General features: G+C 39.2%; 17 protein-coding genes and 1 tRNA gene. 6 read left to right on the top strand and 12 right to left on the bottom strand.

Going from position 1 to position 18085, the window contains the following annotated elements:
• The 3 genes from EBF12_RS10505 to EBF12_RS10495 all read left to right on the top strand — a co-directional run.
• Nucleotides 1-511 (top strand): ATP-grasp fold amidoligase family protein (locus EBF12_RS10505; protein ID WP_121727601.1); only part of this gene is annotated, 511 nt, incomplete at its 5' end.
• Nucleotides 498-1568, top strand: coding sequence for a pyridoxal phosphate-dependent aminotransferase (locus EBF12_RS10500; RefSeq protein WP_121727600.1), 1071 nt, complete (start codon nucleotides 498-500; stop codon nucleotides 1566-1568). The genes EBF12_RS10505 and EBF12_RS10500, both read left to right, overlap by 14 nt.
• A 15-nt stretch (nucleotides 1569-1583) precedes the next feature.
• Complete coding sequence (locus EBF12_RS10495; protein ID WP_121727604.1) at nucleotides 1584-2267, top strand: HAD-IB family hydrolase; 684 nt, start codon at nucleotides 1584-1586, stop codon at nucleotides 2265-2267.
• On the opposite strand, the gene EBF12_RS10490 is transcribed toward EBF12_RS10495, so the two are convergent.
• Both EBF12_RS10490 and EBF12_RS10485 read right to left on the bottom strand, forming a co-directional pair.
• Nucleotides 2264-4231 (bottom strand): DEAD/DEAH box helicase, encoded by a 1968-nt coding sequence (locus tag EBF12_RS10490; protein WP_121727599.1) that lies wholly within the window; start codon nucleotides 4229-4231, stop codon nucleotides 2264-2266. The genes EBF12_RS10495 and EBF12_RS10490 overlap by 4 nt on opposite strands.
• Nucleotides 4232-5230, bottom strand: a complete 999-nt coding sequence (locus tag EBF12_RS10485) for a type I glyceraldehyde-3-phosphate dehydrogenase (protein ID WP_121727598.1) — start codon at nucleotides 5228-5230, stop codon at nucleotides 4232-4234.
• 78 nt (nucleotides 5231-5308) lie between these two features.
• On the opposite strand from EBF12_RS10485, the gene EBF12_RS10480 reads away from it, so the two are divergent.
• Nucleotides 5309-6106 carry an SDR family NAD(P)-dependent oxidoreductase gene (locus EBF12_RS10480; RefSeq protein WP_121727597.1) on the top strand — a complete coding sequence of 266 codons (798 nt, stop codon included), beginning with the start codon at nucleotides 5309-5311 and terminating at the stop codon, nucleotides 6104-6106.
• 1 nt (nucleotide 6107) lies between these two features.
• Here the strand turns inward: EBF12_RS10480 and EBF12_RS10475 are convergent, their stop codons facing one another.
• From EBF12_RS10475 to EBF12_RS10460, 4 genes are all read right to left on the bottom strand, one after another.
• The gene (locus EBF12_RS10475) at nucleotides 6108-8150 is read right to left on the bottom strand and encodes an LTA synthase family protein (RefSeq protein ID WP_121727596.1); all 2043 of its coding nucleotides are present in this window, start codon (nucleotides 8148-8150) and stop codon (nucleotides 6108-6110) included.
• Nucleotides 8151-8287: 137 nt separating this feature from the next.
• Nucleotides 8288-8602 carry a thioredoxin family protein gene (locus EBF12_RS10470; RefSeq protein ID WP_121727595.1) on the bottom strand — a complete coding sequence of 105 codons (315 nt, stop codon included), beginning with the start codon at nucleotides 8600-8602 and terminating at the stop codon, nucleotides 8288-8290.
• A 9-nt stretch (nucleotides 8603-8611) separates the two neighbouring features.
• Nucleotides 8612-9610 carry a YeiH family protein gene (locus tag EBF12_RS10465; protein WP_167444805.1) on the bottom strand — a complete coding sequence of 333 codons (999 nt, stop codon included), beginning with the start codon at nucleotides 9608-9610 and terminating at the stop codon, nucleotides 8612-8614.
• 164 nt (nucleotides 9611-9774) lie between these two features.
• A tRNA-Phe gene (locus EBF12_RS10460) sits at nucleotides 9775-9850 on the bottom strand.
• A gap of 376 nt (nucleotides 9851-10226) precedes the next feature.
• On the opposite strand from EBF12_RS10460, the gene EBF12_RS12060 reads away from it, so the two are divergent.
• Nucleotides 10227-10946 (top strand): cysteine peptidase family C39 domain-containing protein, encoded by a 720-nt coding sequence (locus EBF12_RS12060; protein ID WP_244196519.1) that lies wholly within the window; start codon nucleotides 10227-10229, stop codon nucleotides 10944-10946.
• 71 nt (nucleotides 10947-11017) lie between these two features.
• Here the strand turns inward: EBF12_RS12060 and leuB are convergent, their stop codons facing one another.
• From leuB to EBF12_RS10410, 6 genes are all read right to left on the bottom strand, one after another.
• Entirely contained in the window at nucleotides 11018-12091 is a 1074-nt protein-coding gene (gene leuB, locus EBF12_RS10445; RefSeq protein WP_121727594.1) for a 3-isopropylmalate dehydrogenase, read from the bottom strand.
• A 401-nt stretch (nucleotides 12092-12492) separates the two neighbouring features.
• Entirely contained in the window at nucleotides 12493-12984 is a 492-nt protein-coding gene (leuD, locus tag EBF12_RS10430; RefSeq protein ID WP_121727592.1) for a 3-isopropylmalate dehydratase small subunit, read from the bottom strand.
• A 38-nt stretch (nucleotides 12985-13022) separates the two neighbouring features.
• Nucleotides 13023-14285, bottom strand: a complete 1263-nt coding sequence (gene leuC, locus EBF12_RS10425) for a 3-isopropylmalate dehydratase large subunit (protein WP_121727591.1) — start codon at nucleotides 14283-14285, stop codon at nucleotides 13023-13025.
• A complete protein-coding gene (locus tag EBF12_RS10420) occupies nucleotides 14276-14806 on the bottom strand; it encodes an NAD(P)H-dependent oxidoreductase (RefSeq protein WP_121727590.1) in 531 nt (176 codons plus the stop codon). Before EBF12_RS10420 ends, leuC begins: the two co-directional genes overlap by 10 nt.
• Before the next feature lie 14 nt (nucleotides 14807-14820).
• On the bottom strand, nucleotides 14821-16518 hold the full coding sequence (locus EBF12_RS10415; protein WP_121727589.1) for a 2-isopropylmalate synthase: 1698 nt from the start codon (nucleotides 16516-16518) through the stop codon (nucleotides 14821-14823).
• A gap of 148 nt (nucleotides 16519-16666) precedes the next feature.
• A complete protein-coding gene (locus EBF12_RS10410; RefSeq protein ID WP_121727588.1) occupies nucleotides 16667-16876 on the bottom strand; it encodes a hypothetical protein in 210 nt (69 codons plus the stop codon).
• Between the two features lie 74 nt (nucleotides 16877-16950).
• Between EBF12_RS10410 and EBF12_RS10405 the strand changes: the two genes are divergently transcribed.
• Complete coding sequence (locus EBF12_RS10405; protein WP_244196518.1) at nucleotides 16951-17973, top strand: transaldolase; 1023 nt, start codon at nucleotides 16951-16953, stop codon at nucleotides 17971-17973.
• Nucleotides 17974-18085: the final 112 nt, after the last annotated feature.

Here is an 18085-nt window from a genome sequence, read left to right as displayed (position 1 = left end):
CACAACACATTTAAACACAAACTTCTACACACTTTATAGAGAATGGCATTATAAAGATATAGAGCCTAGAATCTTTGTGGAGGAGATGTTGTTAGATGGGACAAAAGATCCAGATACCTATAAATTTCATATTTTTCAAGGTTTAGAAGATCATTATATCCAGCTTACTGCCGATAGATTCACAAATTATAAACGCACGATTTTAGATAAAGATTGGCAACTTGCCCCATTTGGCTTCCTTTATGATAATGCAAATAATCCCATTCCGCCAAAGCCTAGTGAGTTAGAGCATCTTAAAAGACTAGCCTTTATGCTTTCTCAAATGTTTGATTATGTGCGTGTGGATTTGTATTATATGCCATTTGCTAAGGGGCAAAAAATCGTTGTGGGGGAGCTGACTTTCACACACGCTTGTGGGACAGAAAGACTTGTCCCAGAATCTTGGGATAAAAAACTAGGTAATATGTGGCAGCACACTTCATATAATAGGGGGAGTGATGAAGCCAAATAGTTTTATACAAAATCTTAAGCCCTATATCCCTATCGCACATAAGGTATGGGAGATTTCAAAAAAAGAAGAGATTCTAAAGCTTGATTGGAATGAATCTAGTATGCCGCCATCGCCAAAAGTCCTAACCGCCTTGCAACAAGCTATTTTGAATGATAATTTACATTGGTATCCAAATACGCACAATGCAGAGTTATTAGCCCTTCTAAGTAATTATGCAAATGTGCCAAGTGAATGTATAGAGATTTTTGCAAGTTCTGATTGTTCGCACGAGTTTATTTTGCAAGTCTTTGGGAGTGTTGGCGATAAAGTGTGCATTATCGCACCAACTTATGATAATTTCCGCTCAAGGGCTGATGGCATAGGGCTTCAAAGTGTATTTTTTCACACAGATGAAAAGGGCAATATTGATTTTAATTTGCTTGATAATTTTCTTGCAAATACACAACCAAAAATCGTGTATATATGTAATCCAAACAACCCAACTGGCACATTGCACGATATATTGAATCTAGAATTACTTATCACAAAATATGGCGATATGCTGTTTATTATAGATGAGGCGTATTATGAGTTTTGTGGTAAAAGTGTGGCGTATTTATTACCAACAATGCAGAATCTTATCATCACAAGGACATTTTCAAAGGCATTTGGCTTAGCATCATTTCGTATAGGCTATTGCTTAAGTTCTGCACAAAACATTGCTGCATTAAATTTACTTCGTAATGCAAAAAATATTACTCATCTCTCACAAGTAGCAGCTATTGCAGCACTAAAAGATAAAGAATATATGGAATCTTATGTAAAAGAGGTTGTATTGGCAAGAGAGTTTTTTATAAATGCGTTAGATTCTATGCGAGAGTTTAAACTTTATCCATCAAATGCTAATTTTGTTTTTATTCAGCATAGGGATATAAATGGATTAAAAATGTTTTTAGAAAAAAGGAATATTTTTATACGAGATTATTCGCATATTGTAGATAAGCATTGTCGTATTAGTATAGGCACAAGGGAGCAAATGCAGTGTGTTGTTAGAGAAATAAAGAGATTTTATAGGTGAGTGATTGGAGAAAATATGCAGACAAGAGAGCAGAACAACAGAGTTTTAGCATTATTTGATTTTTGTGAAACGCTTGTAGATTTTCAAAGTGCAGCAAGATATTTAGAGATTGTCGCAAAGTATCGTGGCTACAATATACAACAAGGTTTAGGGTATAGAGTGTATGTGAAGATAAAACGCAAAATAGGAAAAATCTTACCCAAATCTTATCGCGATAGGTTTGTTAAAAAACCTGTTAATTTTGAAGTTTTACAAGGACTAAGCCTAAAAGAAGCAGAGGATATAGCACAAGATTTTTTTGAAAAAGAGTTGCTTGTGCGTGTTAATGAACGCATTATAGAACGCTTGCATTATCATCAAAAGTTGGGACACACCATAGCAATTGTATCAGGTGGCTTTGAAATATATATTCGCATTTTTGCAAAGTATTTTGGGATTCCATATGTTGTGGCGGTTTCGCTGGATAGTAGTGAAGGGGTTTTAAGTGGCAATATGGCAGGTATTCATACGATGGAGCATAGAAAGCTTTATAAGTTATCACAAACACTTGATCTATCAATGTATGATTTAGCACAAAGCTATGCGTATAGTGATTGCCCTAGTGATATTCCTTTGCTAAGTTTAGTGGGTAATGGTATTGTTGTAGAGTGCGGGAAAGATATAGAATGGGCGAAGATTTTAGGATTTGAGATTGTTTAGGAATTGTGTTGGCATTGTATCGTTAAAAACGCTCTAGCTTCTTGTATCACTTGTGAATCTTGGCTTAAATCAATAAATTCAAATTCATTCCCACTTTGTCTTGTGCCACTGAGTAAATCCCCACTGCTGCGGTATTGTAAATCAAGCTCGGCAATGTCAAATCCGCTTAAGGTTTGAGCAAAGGCTTGAAGTCTTGGATTATCGCTCTTATGTGTGTAGAGATAGCAATACCCTTTAAGCCCATTACGACTGACACGACCTCTAAGCTGATGGAGTGTGGCTAATCCTAATCGCTCGGGGGCAACGATTACAATAGTTGAAACTTTTGGCAGGGAGATTCCCACTTCAATAAGCGTGGTAGCAAGAAGCAGTGAGCCTTTGAGTGCAAACTCATCAATGACATCTTGCTTGTTTTTATCCTTGCCAGAAGTGCAATACACACCTTCAAAATGTCGCTGCCAAAAGCCCTGTCCTTCACTTAGCGAGAGATAATCAAGAGCTTGACTTTCTTCTACAAGCGGATAGACGATAATGGCTTGATTGCCCTTGCTCACTTCGCTTTTTAAATGCGATAAAAGTGCTTTGAATCCGCTCTTATCAATGATGTGTGTTGTAATATCTTTTTTAAACGGCAAGTCTTTAATCACACTTAGATTAATAAATTGAGAATTAATCATCGCAAGGGTTCTAGGGATTGGCGTGGCGGAGAATTGCAAAGTATGCGGACGCGTTTTGCTTAAAGATTCTAGAGGCATTTTAGAATCTATTTTATTTGTATCTGTAGCAGAATCTGTTGGTGTATTTTGTGGGCTAAAGTCAAAGAGATTAGGTGTAGAATCTGGGCTTTCTTGCCCTATTTTTTCTAAAATATGTCGCTCTTTGGTGCCAAAGCGGTGCTGCTCATCACTCATCACAAGGGCTAGATTTTCTAGTCTAAAATCTCTATAAAGCAAAGCCTGTGTGCCGATGATAAAGTGGGCTTCTTGTGCTTCTTTGGAGATTGTGGGAGTTTTTGAGGTGATGAGGTGGATTCTCACAAAAGGTGGCAATAAATGCTTGGCTTCTTCATAAAGTTGTGTTGCTAGAATAGTCGTTGGTGCCATAAGCACACTTGTTTGTGGATAAGCACACATCACCGCACTAAAAATGACAACACTTTTTCCACAGCCCACATCGCCCATAATCAACCGCCTTGAAGCAATGGGAGATTGCAAATCTTGGCGAATATCTTTAATGGCATTTTGCTGCCCTTGCGTGAGTGTAAAGGGCAGAGAGTGTAGGAATGAATCTATATCATTATTGCAGATAAAACGAGCGGGAAATTGAATCTTTTTGCGAGAGAGCAGGAATAAATGGCGATAGATTTCTACAAATTTTAACGCATATAAATGCGTGTTTGAAAAGCCATTAGCATTGTGGCTAGTAACAAAGCTAGCATCTGGGTGAAAAATCTCATAAATACTTTGTGCGATATGCTTGGGCAGGAAAGCGAGATGTTCTAAGGTGATAAGCTCTTGTGCGAGTTGGCATAGGGTTTGATTTTTAAGTAATGTGGTTTTGAAGTGGGGTGTTATGGTGTTGATGTGTGTAATGATTTTTGGCTGGATAAGGCTAAGTCTGCCCTGATATAGTTCTAGCTTTCCCATAACATAAAGTTCAGAATCTAGCCCAAAAGTTTTTTTGTGAAATACTTTTGGGTGGAAGATAAAGAGTTCAATATCTTTGTCAAAATCACACAACCAAGCGTGAATGCGTAGCCTAGCGTTTTTGCCAAAGCCAAGTGAGTTGAGAGTGTGAATCTTGACGCGTAGCACGGCATTTGTATGTGGGGTTAGAGTTGTGCTAGGTGTGGTGTTTGTATAGGATTTTGGCAGATAGTGGATAATAAAATCAATAATATCGCTTACTTTGAGCTTTTGAAGCTGGGCTAGAGCGGGTTTATCAAGTGGAGGGAAGTGTAACATTTAGTTAGAAACACAGAATCTTGCCATATCAAGCACACGATTGGCATATCCCCATTCATTATCGCACCACGCCATAATACGAGCCATTTTGCCATTAAGCACATAGCTCAAATCCGGCACAAACACAACGCTGTGAGGATTGCCTATAAAATCACTGCTCACACCTTGTTTATAATCAACATCAATAATGCCCCGCATTGAATCTTGTGCGGCTTGGATAATGCTTTGATGAAGATTCTGCGTGGTAATATTGCAAGAGAGTGTGAGGCTTATATCAAGCAACAAAACATTAGGCACAGGCACACGCACGCTATGCCCTGCGATTTTACCCTTCAATTCTGGCAAAAGGCGGATAAGCGTTCCACTTGCCCCCGTGCTTGTTGGAATGATATTTTGTGCCGCGGCACGAGAGCGTCTTTTGTCATTTGGATATACGCTATCTAGCAGGGATTGCTCGTTTGTGTAGCTGTGTGTGATACAAAAGCTCATTAGCTCTATGCCAAAATCTTGATCAAGAATCTTACAAAGTGGGGCAAGGGCATTGGCCGTGCAAGAAGCATTTGAGAAGATAGATTCACCTTTGTATTGCGTGTGATTGACCCCTAGGGCAAAGGTTGGTATATCGTCGGTGGGAGAGGCACAAAGTATGACTTTTTTTGCCCCTTTTTGGCAGTGGTGGGCTAATGAGTGGGAATCTAGGAATTTGCCACTAGATTCTAGGACAATATCCGCCCCAAGTGCTGCAAAATCAAGCCTATTTGGGTTGCTTTGTGTGAGTGTATGAATGGGCGGAAAACCTTCAATTTTAAGCGTGTTTTGTGAGTATTGTATCTCAAGCCCCAAGGCTCTGTGTGTGCTATCGTGCTCTAAGAGATAGCTTAGAATCTCCCAATCGTGTATGTCATTTATCGCTACAATGGAAATGTCTTTGCTAAGCAAACTTGCACGAAGAATGCTTCTACCAATGCGTCCAAAGCCATTGATTGCGATATTTATCATAGATGTCCTTGTGGGGTAAGATTGTGCGTATTGTAGCATATTTGCTATAATGATTTTTAAAAGATTAAGGGGGTGAGTGTGTCAAAAGATGTGCTAAAAACAAATGGAGATTCTATAAGTGTGGCAATTACGGGGGCAAGTAGCGGTATAGGCAGGGCATTAGCATTAGAGTTTGCTAAAAATCATAAAAATATAACCTTACATCTTGCCGGGAGAAATGAGGCAAGAGTGCAAGAAAGCAAAGAGCAGATTCTCTTGCACAACCCCGACGCACAAGTGCTATTACAATGCTTTGATGTGAGTGATGAAGAGGCAGTGAAGCAATGGTGTGAAAATATTTTTCAATCTCGTGTGGATATGGTGATTATGAATGCGGGTGTAGCTATGGGAGAGGAGCAGAGTGCGGCAAAACATAGCGAGATTTGCAAAACAAACGCTCTTGGCGTGGCATTTGGAAGTTTTTATGCGTTGGAATCTATGAATAAACAAGATTCTGTGTATGGAAGTAAAGGGCATATCGTGCTTATTAGCTCCATTGCTGCATTATTAGCTTTGCCAAATGCACCAAGTTATAGTGCGTCTAAAATCTTTGTGAGAGCTTTGGGAGAAAGCCTATCTGTTGGACAAAGTGATGTGCGTGTTACGACAATTTGCCCGGGCTTTATTAGAACGCCACTTACGCAATTTATCCACCCTCTTGTCCCGCAGATGAGTGCAGAATCTGCGGTTAAAAAAATGTATAACGCCATTATTAAGGGCAAAAGATTCTACGCATTCCCTTGGTGGTTGGCATTTGGAGCAAGATTTTATAATATTTTACCCTTTTGGCTTAAAAGGGCATTTATCCGTATGTTTCACACAATGGGGAGTTTATAAATCACTCCGTGTGAGCTTTGTTTGTGTCTTCATCGGCTCGTGCTTTGGTATTGTGATACAGCATATAAATCGCACTTTCCCACAAACTTTCATTAATTGTTTTAAGTTTTGAGTAAAGCTTTGAATCTTGCCCTTCCACAAGCTCCCATTTTGTAGATTCTGCGTTTGTAGAATCTTTGCTTACTCGTTTATAGAGCGATCCCCCACCTGCTTGTTCATATTCATTTGAAAAACAATATTCGTTGCTTACAAGCAAAGGCGGTCTATTCAAGCGGCGGATAAATGTGAATCTATCCTCGCCAAATGATGGGTCAAGTAAGTCTCGCCCCATAGTCGTGTTATGGACTTTCACTCCAGCTAGTCCCGCTGCTGTTGGGAATATGTCAATATGCCCACCGGTTTGTTTCATAACTTTGGCTTGTGGGAAGTATTTTGGCGAGTGGATAATAAGCGGGACTTGAAATTCGTGTAGGGCTAAGTGTGAGTAGCTTTGCTCAACTGATGGAGAAACCTGCGACATACCGTGATCGCCTGTGATGATAAAAATTGTATTGTCATAATAGCGTGATTGTTTGGCTTTTTCAAAAAACTTCTTAAGTGCATAGTCGCAAAACTTTAGGGCAAGATATTCTTGTTTGGTATCAAAGGCATATTTTGTTAAATACTCATCATCTGGCATTGTGTAATCAAGCCCTGCAATACCATCTGGCACGGTAAATGGGGAGTGAAAACTTGCAAGTTGGATAAGGCTTATAAAAGGCTCTTGCTGCTCTTCAAGCAAAGTATTAGCTTCTTGCAAAAGATCGTGGTCTGAAATGCCCCAAACATCCATTCTAGGAGATTTCCAATAGCCTTCATCATATATCTTTAGCCCCGAAACATTATTGCTCATCACTCCACGGATATTTGCCCAATTTGCATTACCGCCAATCATATAGAGTTTTGTGTATCCATCAAAATCATTCCACACAAGGTGTTGGTCCATTGTGTATGGGTCGCGAGAGCTTGTTTTAAAATACTCATTCACATCGGGTATGCCTGTGATGATAGAAAACATTGCTCTTGCGGTAGTTCTAGCCGAGGCATAGTAATTTGGAAAATACAGAGACTCTTGGGAGAGTTGTTTAAGGAAACGCGTTGTGTCTAATTCATCAAACATCAGCGAACTTTTATGTGTGCTCATAGATTCAATAACGATGATAACAATATTGGGCTTATTCCCAACCCCGTCGGTTTGTGAAAAACGATCATATCTCATAGAATCTGCATTTGGATTCTGCACGCCTAAATATTCCGCAGTGGCAGCATAAGCCTCTCTAGCTTGTTTAGTGTTATCAATATAGGAGTTTTGTGGGCGAGTGTCGGCGAGATTCTGTATAGGATTAAGCCCTAGGGCAGTAATTTGACTATGGCCGGAAAAATATGCCTCACTCCATCGCAATGGATAATAGATGATGCTATATTGCCCATATATCAATATGACAAGCACAAATAAAGTGGCTATGGCTGATGTTATTTTGTGTGAAAGAGCATTTTTTGTGCTTGGATATGTCCATTTGTTGAATATGCTTTTGGCACAAAGCGTGAGTATTGCAACAATCACCACAAGCACAAGTAAAAGTTTAATGACAGGGTAGGTTTGCCAAATCATACCTAGTGCTTCTTTGGTATCTTCTAAAAGCCCAACAGCAGCAAAATTGACGCGTGAATTAAGGTAAGCGTAGTGGGCAAAATCCGCGATGTAGATAAGGATATACAAGCCAAAAACAATGGCGTAAAACACAAGTAAGAAGGGGCGGATATTCCCAAAAAATCTTGATAAAAAAGGTATAAAAAGAAATACAAGAAGTGGCAAAGACATAAATGCAGCAATGCGACCATCAAACCGCACACCGATATAAAAAGCCTTAGCTATATCTTCCCAAGAAAATGCTCCTAAGCTTTCCCATTGCCACGCTGCAAAGCTAATGCGTAAGACTATGGCTACAAGCCACAAAAACAAGAGAAATTTAAAATATAACCGCGTATTTTTTGTAAGAATCAAGGCTCTATCCTTTAAAAGTGTATTCAAAAAGGGTGCATTATATAGTTAGCTTGTTGAATCTACTTTTAAAGTTTAATTAAAGATTTATGCCACGCCCCATAATGAAAAATTGCATTAAGAGGCATTTTTAGTTCAGGCTAGATAAAGGCATTGATCGCATTTTTTATATCATCAATAGAGCGGGGTTCTATGAGACGCTCACCAACTTCCTCGCCATTTCTATAAAAAATAAGTGTTGGAATCTTGCGGATATTGAGCGTATTTTTGAGATCAGTTTGTGTATCAAAGCTGACTTTGTAGAATGAAACCTTCCCCGCAAACTCTTTCTCCAATATGTCAAGCATAGGATCAATATGCCGACAATCAGGACACCAAGGTGCGGTGAAATCCACCACGACGCAACCTTGCTTAATCACTTCATTAAATTGTGCTGTATCAATACTTTCTATCATTGCAAACTCCTAAAACATAAAATACACTAAGAAATAAGTGCCGCATAAAAGGATAATAAATAAAACTAACGCAAGGATAAATGTCTTTGCCCCAAAAGAGACAAATTTTTGCCAATCAATCTGCAAACCAAGTGCTACCATTGCAAACACAAGCAGGAGCTTTGAAGCAAATTGCGTAGATTCTACAATGACAGGTGGAAAGTCAATAAATGAATTGAGTAAAATCACGCCCAAAAAGCCAAACGCAAAATATGGGATATAAGGTGTGCCTTGCTGTTTGGAGGCACTAGATGCAAAAACAACATAAGAGATAATAAGCAAAAGTGGCACGAGTAGCACCACGCGAGTCATTTTGACAAGCAAAGCGACACTTTGAGATTCAGGAGATATTGCCGCTGCCCCTACGACATTTGCCACTTCGTGTAAGCTCCCACCGATAAAAATGCCCCACTGATAATCGCTTAAAGGTAAAAAGCCGCTGTAATACATCACAGGTAAAGCTACCATACCAATAAGCCCAAAGATGACGATAAATCCCAATGCCACAGAGCTTTTGCTAGGGTGAGTTTTAAGTGTGGATTCTAAAGCAAGGATTGCCGCTGCCCCGCATACCGCACTACCAATACCTACAAGCAGAGAAATCTCCCTGTCAAGTTTTAGAGCTTTGCCAATAAAAATGGCAGAAACAAACACTGCTACGACTACAATTAATGCAATAAGAAATCCTTTGAATCCTAGGGCAACAAGCTCATTAAGCGTAATAAATGAGCCATAAAGCACAATGCCTAGACGCAAGAGCTTTTTTGCACTAAAGTCCATTCCTTTTTGGAGTTGGTAGGTTGCATTGAGTTTGGGATAAAAGGGCGAGAGAATGCTACCAAGCAAGATTCCAATAATGAGCGGAGAGAGAAAGGGCGTAAGCGTGGAAGCAACAACCATAGAGATGGCACTAAGTAAGCTAAGAAGCAGCATTGCATAAAAAAAGCCCATAGGTTTTGTATGTGTCATAATTTTGTCCTTCAAAGTTTTAGATTAAATAAATACGCGATATGCAACTCAATACAAAGAAAACGCATCTATGGGATTATAGCCGAAGTTTGTATGCCGAAGTTTGTGTGGTTTTGATAACACAATTTAAATAACAACTTGCAGAGATTTTCTGTAATTTGTAGTGGTGGCTCGAGGCGGAATCGAACCACCGACACGGAGATTTTCAGTCTCCTGCTCTACCGACTGAGCTATCGAGCCATAAGTAAAAAGAATGCGGATTATACTGCGATAGGCTTGAAATTTGGCTTAAAGCGTTTAAGAAATTGCAAGAATTGCAAAAAAGTGGAGTGTGCGGTATGTTTTAGAATCTATGCCTTTAAATCAAATGGCGAGATAAGGCTTAAAATTTGGCATATTGTCAAACAACCCCTCACATCTCACAAAAAGTAAATCAATAATGATAAGAGCAAAGGGTGATTTTACACTCATTTTTAACACACTTTGTAAAATCACTTTACAAATTTTATGCAAATATTACTTCAAAAATGGATTTTTTTACTACATAATCCCAAACTTCATTGTGTGATGCAATGACATATTGTTATCCTAGAATCTAATTTGGAGGCGTATTTTGATGTTTAAAAGTGTGAGTGGAAAAATTGCTATTACGATTGTGGCATTACTTGTGGTGTCTTTTATATTATTGGCTTTGGCGAGTTTCTCGCTTACAAAGTCTAGTATTGTTGCAAGTGTGGCACACGGCAAACAAGAGAGCGTGAAAAATGCGGAGAATTTTGTCAATACATATTTTGAATCCAAACTTCACTTTGTAGAAGAGGTGGTGCAGGATATTGCACAAAGTGGGGATTTTTCTTATCCTGCTGTTGCCAAAAGGCTAGAAGATGCTTTCAGGCTTATGCCACATCTTGATGCGTTGTATATTGGCTATGAATCTAATGGATTGCTCATTAAAACAGATGTTCAGTCAAAAAATAAAGCTTATATCCTTGATCAAAGCAAAGGCTTTCGCACGCAGGGTTTGGCTTTGGACTTTGAAGCATTAACAAAATTGCAAATTCCTGTGATTATTTATGTCAATGTGCGAGATATGGAGCATTTTAGCGTGTATAAAGGGGCAGATTCTCATTATGTGTATTTGGCTGATCCGAGTTTAGGTAATATCAAAGTCAGCAAGGGGAAGTTTTTAGAGATGTTTTATCAACGCGAGGATTTAACCTATCCGGGTAAGATTCTAGTGATTTTAAGCGACACGCATAAGGGTAATGATACATTTTTCACACATAAGACAAATACGATGATATATAAGGCCATACAAGATAAGGTTTTGTATTAGTTTTATAGAATCTTAAATGCTAAAAAGCAAAATCTGCTTTTATTTGCTTTATGAGATTCTATATTTCTAGCTTAGCTTACAAACCCACTTATAATATCCCCCATTTTTTCACACCCCGCAAGCTTTGAATCTTTATCCATCATATCGCCTGTGCGATAGCCTTGTTGCAGGGCAATATTTACTGCATTTCTCACTGCTTGTGCTTCTTGTTTTAGCCCAAATGAGAGTTCAAGCATCATCGCCACGGATAAAATCGTGCCGATAGGATTTGCCTTATCTTGTCCGGCAATATCCGGTGCGCTGCCGTGGATTGGCTCATATAGCCCTAAAGTGCCTTGAGAGAGCGAAGCGGAAGGGATTACACCAATAGTGCCTGTGATGACACTCGCTTCATCGCTCAAAATATCCCCAAACATATTTTCAGTTAAAATCACATCAAAAGCACTCGGCACTCGGCAAATCTGCATCGCCGCATTATCCACATACATATGGCTTAAGCTTACATCAGAATAGTCTTTTGCTACATTCTCCACTACTTCACGCCATAAACGCGATGAGGCTAGGACATTTGCCTTATCCACGGACACAAGGTTTTTCCTGCGTTTTTGTGCGATTTCAAAGGCTACTTTTGCAATAGATTCAATTTGAGATTGCGTGTAGCTCATCTCATCAGTAGCGATTTTTTCGCCATTTTTTTCCTCACACAAATGCCTACCAAAATACGCTCCACCCACAAGCTCACGCAAAATGACAAAATCAATACCTTTTTGCAATATTTCGCTTTTTAGCGGACTAGCATTTTTGAGTTCAGCTAAAAGCGTAGCTGGGCGGATATTAGCAAATACACCTAGCTCTTTTCTAAGTCTTAAAAGGGCATATTCTGGGCGGTTATGGCTTGGCTCTTTATCCCATTTTGGACCGCCAACTGCTCCTAGCAAAACGCTATCACTCCTTTTACAAATATCCAAACTCTCCTTAGGCAAACACTCTCCACAAGAATCAATCGCACAGCCACCCGCTAAAACTTCCTTATAAATAAACTCGTGCTTATATACCTTTGCTATAGAATCTAGCACTTTTAGGGCTTGTGTGATGACTTCTTTGCCGATACCATCGCCACGGATTACTGCTATTTGTTTTTTCATTCTCTCTCCTTTGTTGCTGCGTTGTCTCTTTGGTGCTTTTAGTGGATTGTTCGCTCAAGGCTCGGTCATTTATGTTTAACAAACTCCCTTCGCCTCCACTTTGACAACCCACAAAATCATCACAAGATACTTCCGCATTGGTATTTTTGTGTGCTTAAAAAAAACTAACTCCTGCCTTAAAAAATATAAAAAACTCACAAAGCCTAACAGCAATTGCTAGAATCTAGAATCTATAAATTGTCATACTGAGGCGTTAGCTAAAGTATCTAAAACATTAGAATCTAAAAAGATTTTTCGCCTACGGCTCACACGAGTGAAGCTCTTGCCCACACTTGCAAAAATGACAAAGTGCGGAATTTGCTTGAGAATCTAGATTCTAATTTACCCACAAAACCCAAACCCTACTTCTTATTCTTCGCTATCCAGTTCAAATACCCATTTGCGTTGATAATCTCTTGTATAAAAGGTGGAAAGGGCGTTGTGCTAAAGCTTTTAGCACTTTTAGATTCTATAATCTGCCCCTTATCAAAATCAATGCTTACACTATCGCCATCTTGCAAAAAGTCTGCAATCTCGCTAGATTCAATAATTGCTAAACCAATATTAATCGCATTGCGATAAAAGATTCTAGCAAAACTCTTAGCGATAATGCAGCTTATCCCACTAGCCTTAATCGCAATAGGTGCGTGTTCCCTGCTGCTCCCACAGCCAAAGTTCCATCCGCCAACCATAATATCGCCATTCTTTACCTTTTTTACAAAATCCTTATCAATGTCCTCCATACAATGACTTGCAAGCTCCCTATGATCTGCAGTGTTTAAATACCTTGCAGGAATAATCACATCAGTATCAACATTATCACCATATTTATGGATAAATCCTTGTGCTTTCATTTTCTATCTCCTTTTGCAATAGTTCAAACAACCATACATTAAACAACATCTTGTGGGGTGCTTAGAATCCCCCTTACCGCACTAGCAGCAGCTACTTCAGGGGAGCTAAGATACACTTCACTTGTGGTATGCCCCATTCTGCCTACAAAGTTGCGATTTGTGGTAGAAACACATTTTTCATTTGCCGCTAAAATTCCCATATGTCCGCCAAGGCAAGGACCACAAGTTGGTGTAGATACCACCGCTCCAGCTTTAATAAAAGTCTCTAAATACCCACGATTAATGCACTCTAAATAGATATTTTGCGTAGCAGGAATGATAATGCAACGCGTATTTTTTGCTATTGTTTTATCCTTTAGAATATTTGCTGCTACTTCCATATCACTTAGCCTACCATTCGTGCAAGAGCCGATAACAACTTGATCTATTTTTATCTCACCCCATTCATCTCTCTCTTTGGTATTTTCAGGCAAATGCGGAAACGCCACCGTGTGATCTATAGAATCTAGATCAATATCAAAGACTTCTTCATACTCGGCATCTTCATCAGCCTTGTAGATTCTAAACTCCTTGCTTGTGCGTCCCTTAGCATATTCAATCGTAATGTCATCTACTTCAAAAATGCCATTTTTCGCCCCCGCTTCAATCGCCATATTCGCAATGCAAAGCCTATCATCAATGGTTAAGTTTTTTAACCCTTCTCCGCTAAACTCCATACTTTTATACAACGCCCCATCAACGCCGATTTTACCAATAATATGCAAAATCACATCTTTGCCACTCACATAAGGGCGGAGTTTGCCCTTGAGATTAAACTTCATCGCCTTTGGGACTTTAAACCACGCTCCACCCGTTGCCATACCCACAGCCATATCCGTGCTGCCCACACCCGTGCTAAACGCACCCAACGCCCCATAAGTGCAAGTGTGAGAATCTGCCCCTATAATCAAATCGCCAATTGTTACAATGCCTTGTTCAGGCAAAAGGGCGTGTTCTACCCCCATATTCCCCACATCATAGTAATGCTTAATATCAAAGTCATTAGCAAAACAGCGGCATTGCTGAGATTGCGTAGCGGCTTTTATGTCCTTATTTGGTGCGAAATGATCCATTACAAGTGAGATTTTATTTTTATCAAAAACTTGCGTGAATTTTGCTTGTTTAAAGGCGTTGATTGCCACAGGCGTGGTGATGTCGTTGCCTAGCACCATATCTAGCTTGGCTCTTATTAAATCATTTGCCTTGACAGATTCTAATCCTGCTCTATCAGCTAAGATTTTTTGACTCATTGTCATTCCCATACTTTGCTCCTTACTGATTGTTGTTTATCATTTTGTAATGTCTCTAAATACTCTTGCATAGGCAGTGTATCTACCTTCGCACTAAAGATAGCAAAAGATTCTAGAATCTCGCAGCCACAATACTTAAACGCACTTGTAAGCGGACTTAAAATCGTATTAAGGCTATATCCGTGATGCCCATCATAACTATCCTTTGCCCCACCCAAAGTCGTAATGACTTGAAACTTCTTGCCCTGCAGTAGCTTAGAATCTTTGCCATATAAAATATGAGTTAAAACCCTATCCTGCCATTCTTTCATAAGCGCAGGTGTGCTAAACCAAAACAGCGGAAATTGAAAGATGATTTTTTGTGAATCTTTGAGTAATGCCACTTCATTTTCGGCATTTATCACGCCATCTTTATAAGTCTCATTGAGATTGTGAATCTTCACATTTGAAAGTGTCTTCGCAGATTCTAATAACGCCCTATTGACTTTAGAATCTTTCCAAAATGTGTGTGAAAAAATAAGTAGTGTTTGCATAGAAACTCCTTTTTTTAAAGTTGATTTGATTTATACGCACGATTTAACGCACTGACTAACGCATACACTGAAGCCTTGATAATATCATTATCAATCCCGGCTCCAAAGTATTTTTTACCTTCCCCATTTTTGCTACGATTTTCAATCTGCACATAAGCTATGGCTTTAGCATTTGAGCCATTGTTCAAAGCGTGTTCGCTATAATCAAGTATATCAAAGCTTAAATTTAAATGCTCCCTTAACGCATTTGCTACGCTATCAAGCCGCCCATTTCCTTTAGAATCTATGCTCATTTTTTGCGGTTTTATTAGCTCTATACGCACTTCGCAATCATTGTCTTTTGTCTCAAAAATAAACTCACCTATCTCTAAAAATTCCGCAAAATTTACAAAATCCTTTTCAAAAATCTCACATATCTCACTAGGGCTAAGCTCTTTATGTGCTTTATCTGAAATATCCTTAATATAGTAGGAAAACTCTTCTCTAAAAAGCGGCGGTAAATTCGCTCCATAATGCTCGTGCAAAATATAAGCAATGCCGCCCTTGCCACTTTGTGAATTTATGCGTATCACATCGCTTTCATACACTCGCCCCACATCTTGTGGATCAAGCGGGAGATAAGGCACACTCCAAGTGCTAAGATTGTTTTCTTTATGATACGCCATACCTTTAGCAATAGCATCTTGATGAGAGCCAGAAAAGGCAGCAAAGACAAGCTTACCAGCATAAGGTTGCCGCTCATAGACTTGCATTTTGGTTACAGATTCATACACATCACAAATTTGGGGGAGATTGCTAAAATCAAGTTTGGGATCTACTCCGTGTGTGGTGAGATTTAACGCTAGGGTGATAATATCCACATTCCCCGTGCGTTCGCCATTACCAAAAAGTGTGCCCTCAATCCTATCCGCCCCTGCTAAGATTCCAAGCTCAGCACTCGCTACCGCACAGCCTCTATCATTATGCGGGTGCAAGGATATAAGCACATTTTCCCTATGCACGAGATTCTTACTCATAAATTCCACTTGTTGTGCGTAAATATGGGGCAAACTCATCTCAACGGTAGCAGGGAGATTCAAAATAAATTTTTGCGTTTGCGTGGGCTTAAAAATATCAATCACAGCATTACTGACTTCAAGGGCATAGTTAATCTCTGTGCCGCTAAAGCTCTCTGGCGAGTATTCAAAGCAAAAGTTACCTTTTGTCTCCTCTGCGATTTGCTTCACGCACAATGCCCCATCAATGGCGATTTTTTTCACTTCATCTTTTGACTTTCTAAAGACTTGCTCTCTTTGAGCATAAGAAGTTGAGTTATAAAAATGCACCACCGCATTAGGACAACCATCTAGGGCTTCAAAAGTCCGCTTGATGATATGCTCCCTTGCTTGAGTAAGCACCTGCAAACGCACATCTTTTGGGATTAGATTCTGCTCTATGAGTGTGCGTAAAAAGCGGTATTCTGTCTCACTTGCCGCGGGGAATCCAACCTCAATATCTTTAAAGCCAATTTGCAGCAGGAGTTTAAAGAATGTGATTTTTTCTTCTAGGCTCATAGGCGTGATTAGGGCTTGATTCCCATCGCGTAAATCCACGCTACACCATAAAGGTGCGGACTCTATATACTCTTTTTTGCTCCATTCTAAATATGATTTAGAATCTTTATTAGAATCTGGGGGCATAAAATACCCGCGTTTGTATTTTGTGTGATTCATAAAAACTCCTTGTAAAAAATTACTGCAAAGGCTTAAAAAGCCCTTTAATTGTAGCAATAAAAATCACAAAAATAATAAAAATTTTCTACAAAAAAGAGCGTAAAGAGAAGTTTTGGAATCTATGGCTTCTTTTTGGGCAGAATTTTGCTTATTTTTGACTAGATTCTACATCTTTGATAATCCAGCCCTTTTCACTTGGGAATATAGCATATTGCTCTGCGGTGTGTAAGTCAAAGACATAGCATTCACTGCTTTCAAGTTTGCTTCGCTCTACCGGAATGACTTTAAGCCTATCTTTTATTTCCTGCATATCCTCACACATTGCGCTAAATCCGCACATCATCAATTTATACCGCATAAGATTCTCCTATAAAATTTTTATGTAATATTGCCATTTTATTTTTACGCAATTTTAAAGCCAAAGGAGCAAAAATGATAAAAAGACAAATGATAGGCAAGGATATAGATTTTAGTTTATGGTGTGATTTTATCCAAAGGGATTTTTTAGATAAAGAGTTTAAAAGCCTTGTAGATTCTGGCATTATTTGTGGGGCTACGAGCAATCCTAGCATTTTTGCTAAGGTATTTCAAAGTAAAGTCTATGCAGATTATATTGCTTCATTGAAACATCACATTGCAGATTCTAAAAGCGTGTATGAAGAACTAGCCATTGCAGATATTAAAAGGGCAGCTCAAATCCTGTTTCCATTGTGGGAAAAAAATATGGCTAATGGGCTTGTAAGCATTGAGATTGACCCATTTTTGTGTGATGAGAGTGGAAAGAGTGTAGATGAGGGCTTAAGGCTTTTTAAGCGTATTGATATGCCAAATGTGATGATAAAAGTCCCTGCCACACAAGCGGGATATGAAGTGATGAATGCCCTTATACAAAAAGGCATTAATGTCAATGCTACGCTTATTTTCACCCCAAGCCAAGCCAAGCAGTGTGTGAGTGCATTAAAAAGTGCCGAAAGTGGAGCAAAAGATTCTGCCAAAGGGGTGATAAGTGTGTTTGTCTCGCGTTTTGATAGGCTGGTAGATTCTGCCTTGCCTAAGAATCTGCATTTGCAAATGGGTATTATCAATGCCATGGATTGTTATGAGTGTATAGAATCTTATGCTAATCCCCATATCCGCACACTCTTTGCTTCCACAGGTGTGAAGGCTAACGCAAATGGAGATTTTAATCTATCACTGAGCTATTATATTGAAAAGTTGATTTTACCCCATAGTGTGAGTACCGCACCGCTTGAAAGCATTAGGGCGTATGTGGAGTGCGAGGGGGCAGATAGAGAATGCACCCAAACGCCGCTTATAGATTCTGCTTCACGCCTTAGCTTTTGGGATAGTGTGAAAAAATGCGGTATTGTGTATGATAATGTAGCAAATCAGCTCTTAGATGAAGGACTAACAAGCTTTAAGCAAAGCTTTGAGGAGCTTTTGAGGGGGCTATGAAATATCAAGCTAAGGTTTTGTGGGTGTAGTATGTGTTGATTTAATAATGTTTTTTGGATACAATTCAAACCTTATTTGATTTTCTGCGGAGAATAGAGAGCTATGAAAGAGA

Source organism: Helicobacter labetoulli (assembly GCF_003670275.1).
Classification (GTDB): Bacteria; Campylobacterota; Campylobacteria; order Campylobacterales; family Helicobacteraceae; genus Helicobacter_C; species Helicobacter_C labetoulli.
Note: the sequence above shows the minus strand (reverse complement) of the source record. Positions and strands in the feature narration are given on the sequence as shown.

What these genes read in the sequence shown, in the direction of transcription:
- EBF12_RS10500 (WP_121727600.1), top strand. Translation starts at nt 498, where the DNA reads ATGAAGCCAAATAGTTTTATACAAAATCTTAAGCCCTATATCCCTATC.
- EBF12_RS10495 (WP_121727604.1), top strand. Translation starts at nt 1,584, where the DNA reads ATGCAGACAAGAGAGCAGAACAACAGAGTTTTAGCATTATTTGATTTT.
- EBF12_RS10490 (WP_121727599.1), bottom strand. Translation starts at nt 4,231, where the DNA reads ATGTTACACTTCCCTCCACTTGATAAACCCGCTCTAGCCCAGCTTCAA.
- EBF12_RS10485 (WP_121727598.1), bottom strand. Translation starts at nt 5,230, where the DNA reads ATGATAAATATCGCAATCAATGGCTTTGGACGCATTGGTAGAAGCATT.
- EBF12_RS10470 (WP_121727595.1), bottom strand. Translation starts at nt 8,602, where the DNA reads ATGATAGAAAGTATTGATACAGCACAATTTAATGAAGTGATTAAGCAA.
- EBF12_RS10465 (WP_167444805.1), bottom strand. Translation starts at nt 9,610, where the DNA reads ATGACACATACAAAACCTATGGGCTTTTTTTATGCAATGCTGCTTCTT.
- EBF12_RS12060 (WP_244196519.1), top strand. Translation starts at nt 10,227, where the DNA reads ATGTTTAAAAGTGTGAGTGGAAAAATTGCTATTACGATTGTGGCATTA.
- leuB (WP_121727594.1), bottom strand. Translation starts at nt 12,091, where the DNA reads ATGAAAAAACAAATAGCAGTAATCCGTGGCGATGGTATCGGCAAAGAA.
- leuD (WP_121727592.1), bottom strand. Translation starts at nt 12,984, where the DNA reads ATGAAAGCACAAGGATTTATCCATAAATATGGTGATAATGTTGATACT.
- leuC (WP_121727591.1), bottom strand. Translation starts at nt 14,285, where the DNA reads ATGGGAATGACAATGAGTCAAAAAATCTTAGCTGATAGAGCAGGATTA.
- EBF12_RS10420 (WP_121727590.1), bottom strand. Translation starts at nt 14,806, where the DNA reads ATGCAAACACTACTTATTTTTTCACACACATTTTGGAAAGATTCTAAA.
- EBF12_RS10415 (WP_121727589.1), bottom strand. Translation starts at nt 16,518, where the DNA reads ATGAATCACACAAAATACAAACGCGGGTATTTTATGCCCCCAGATTCT.
- EBF12_RS10410 (WP_121727588.1), bottom strand. Translation starts at nt 16,876, where the DNA reads ATGCGGTATAAATTGATGATGTGCGGATTTAGCGCAATGTGTGAGGAT.
- EBF12_RS10405 (WP_244196518.1), top strand. Translation starts at nt 16,951, where the DNA reads ATGATAAAAAGACAAATGATAGGCAAGGATATAGATTTTAGTTTATGG.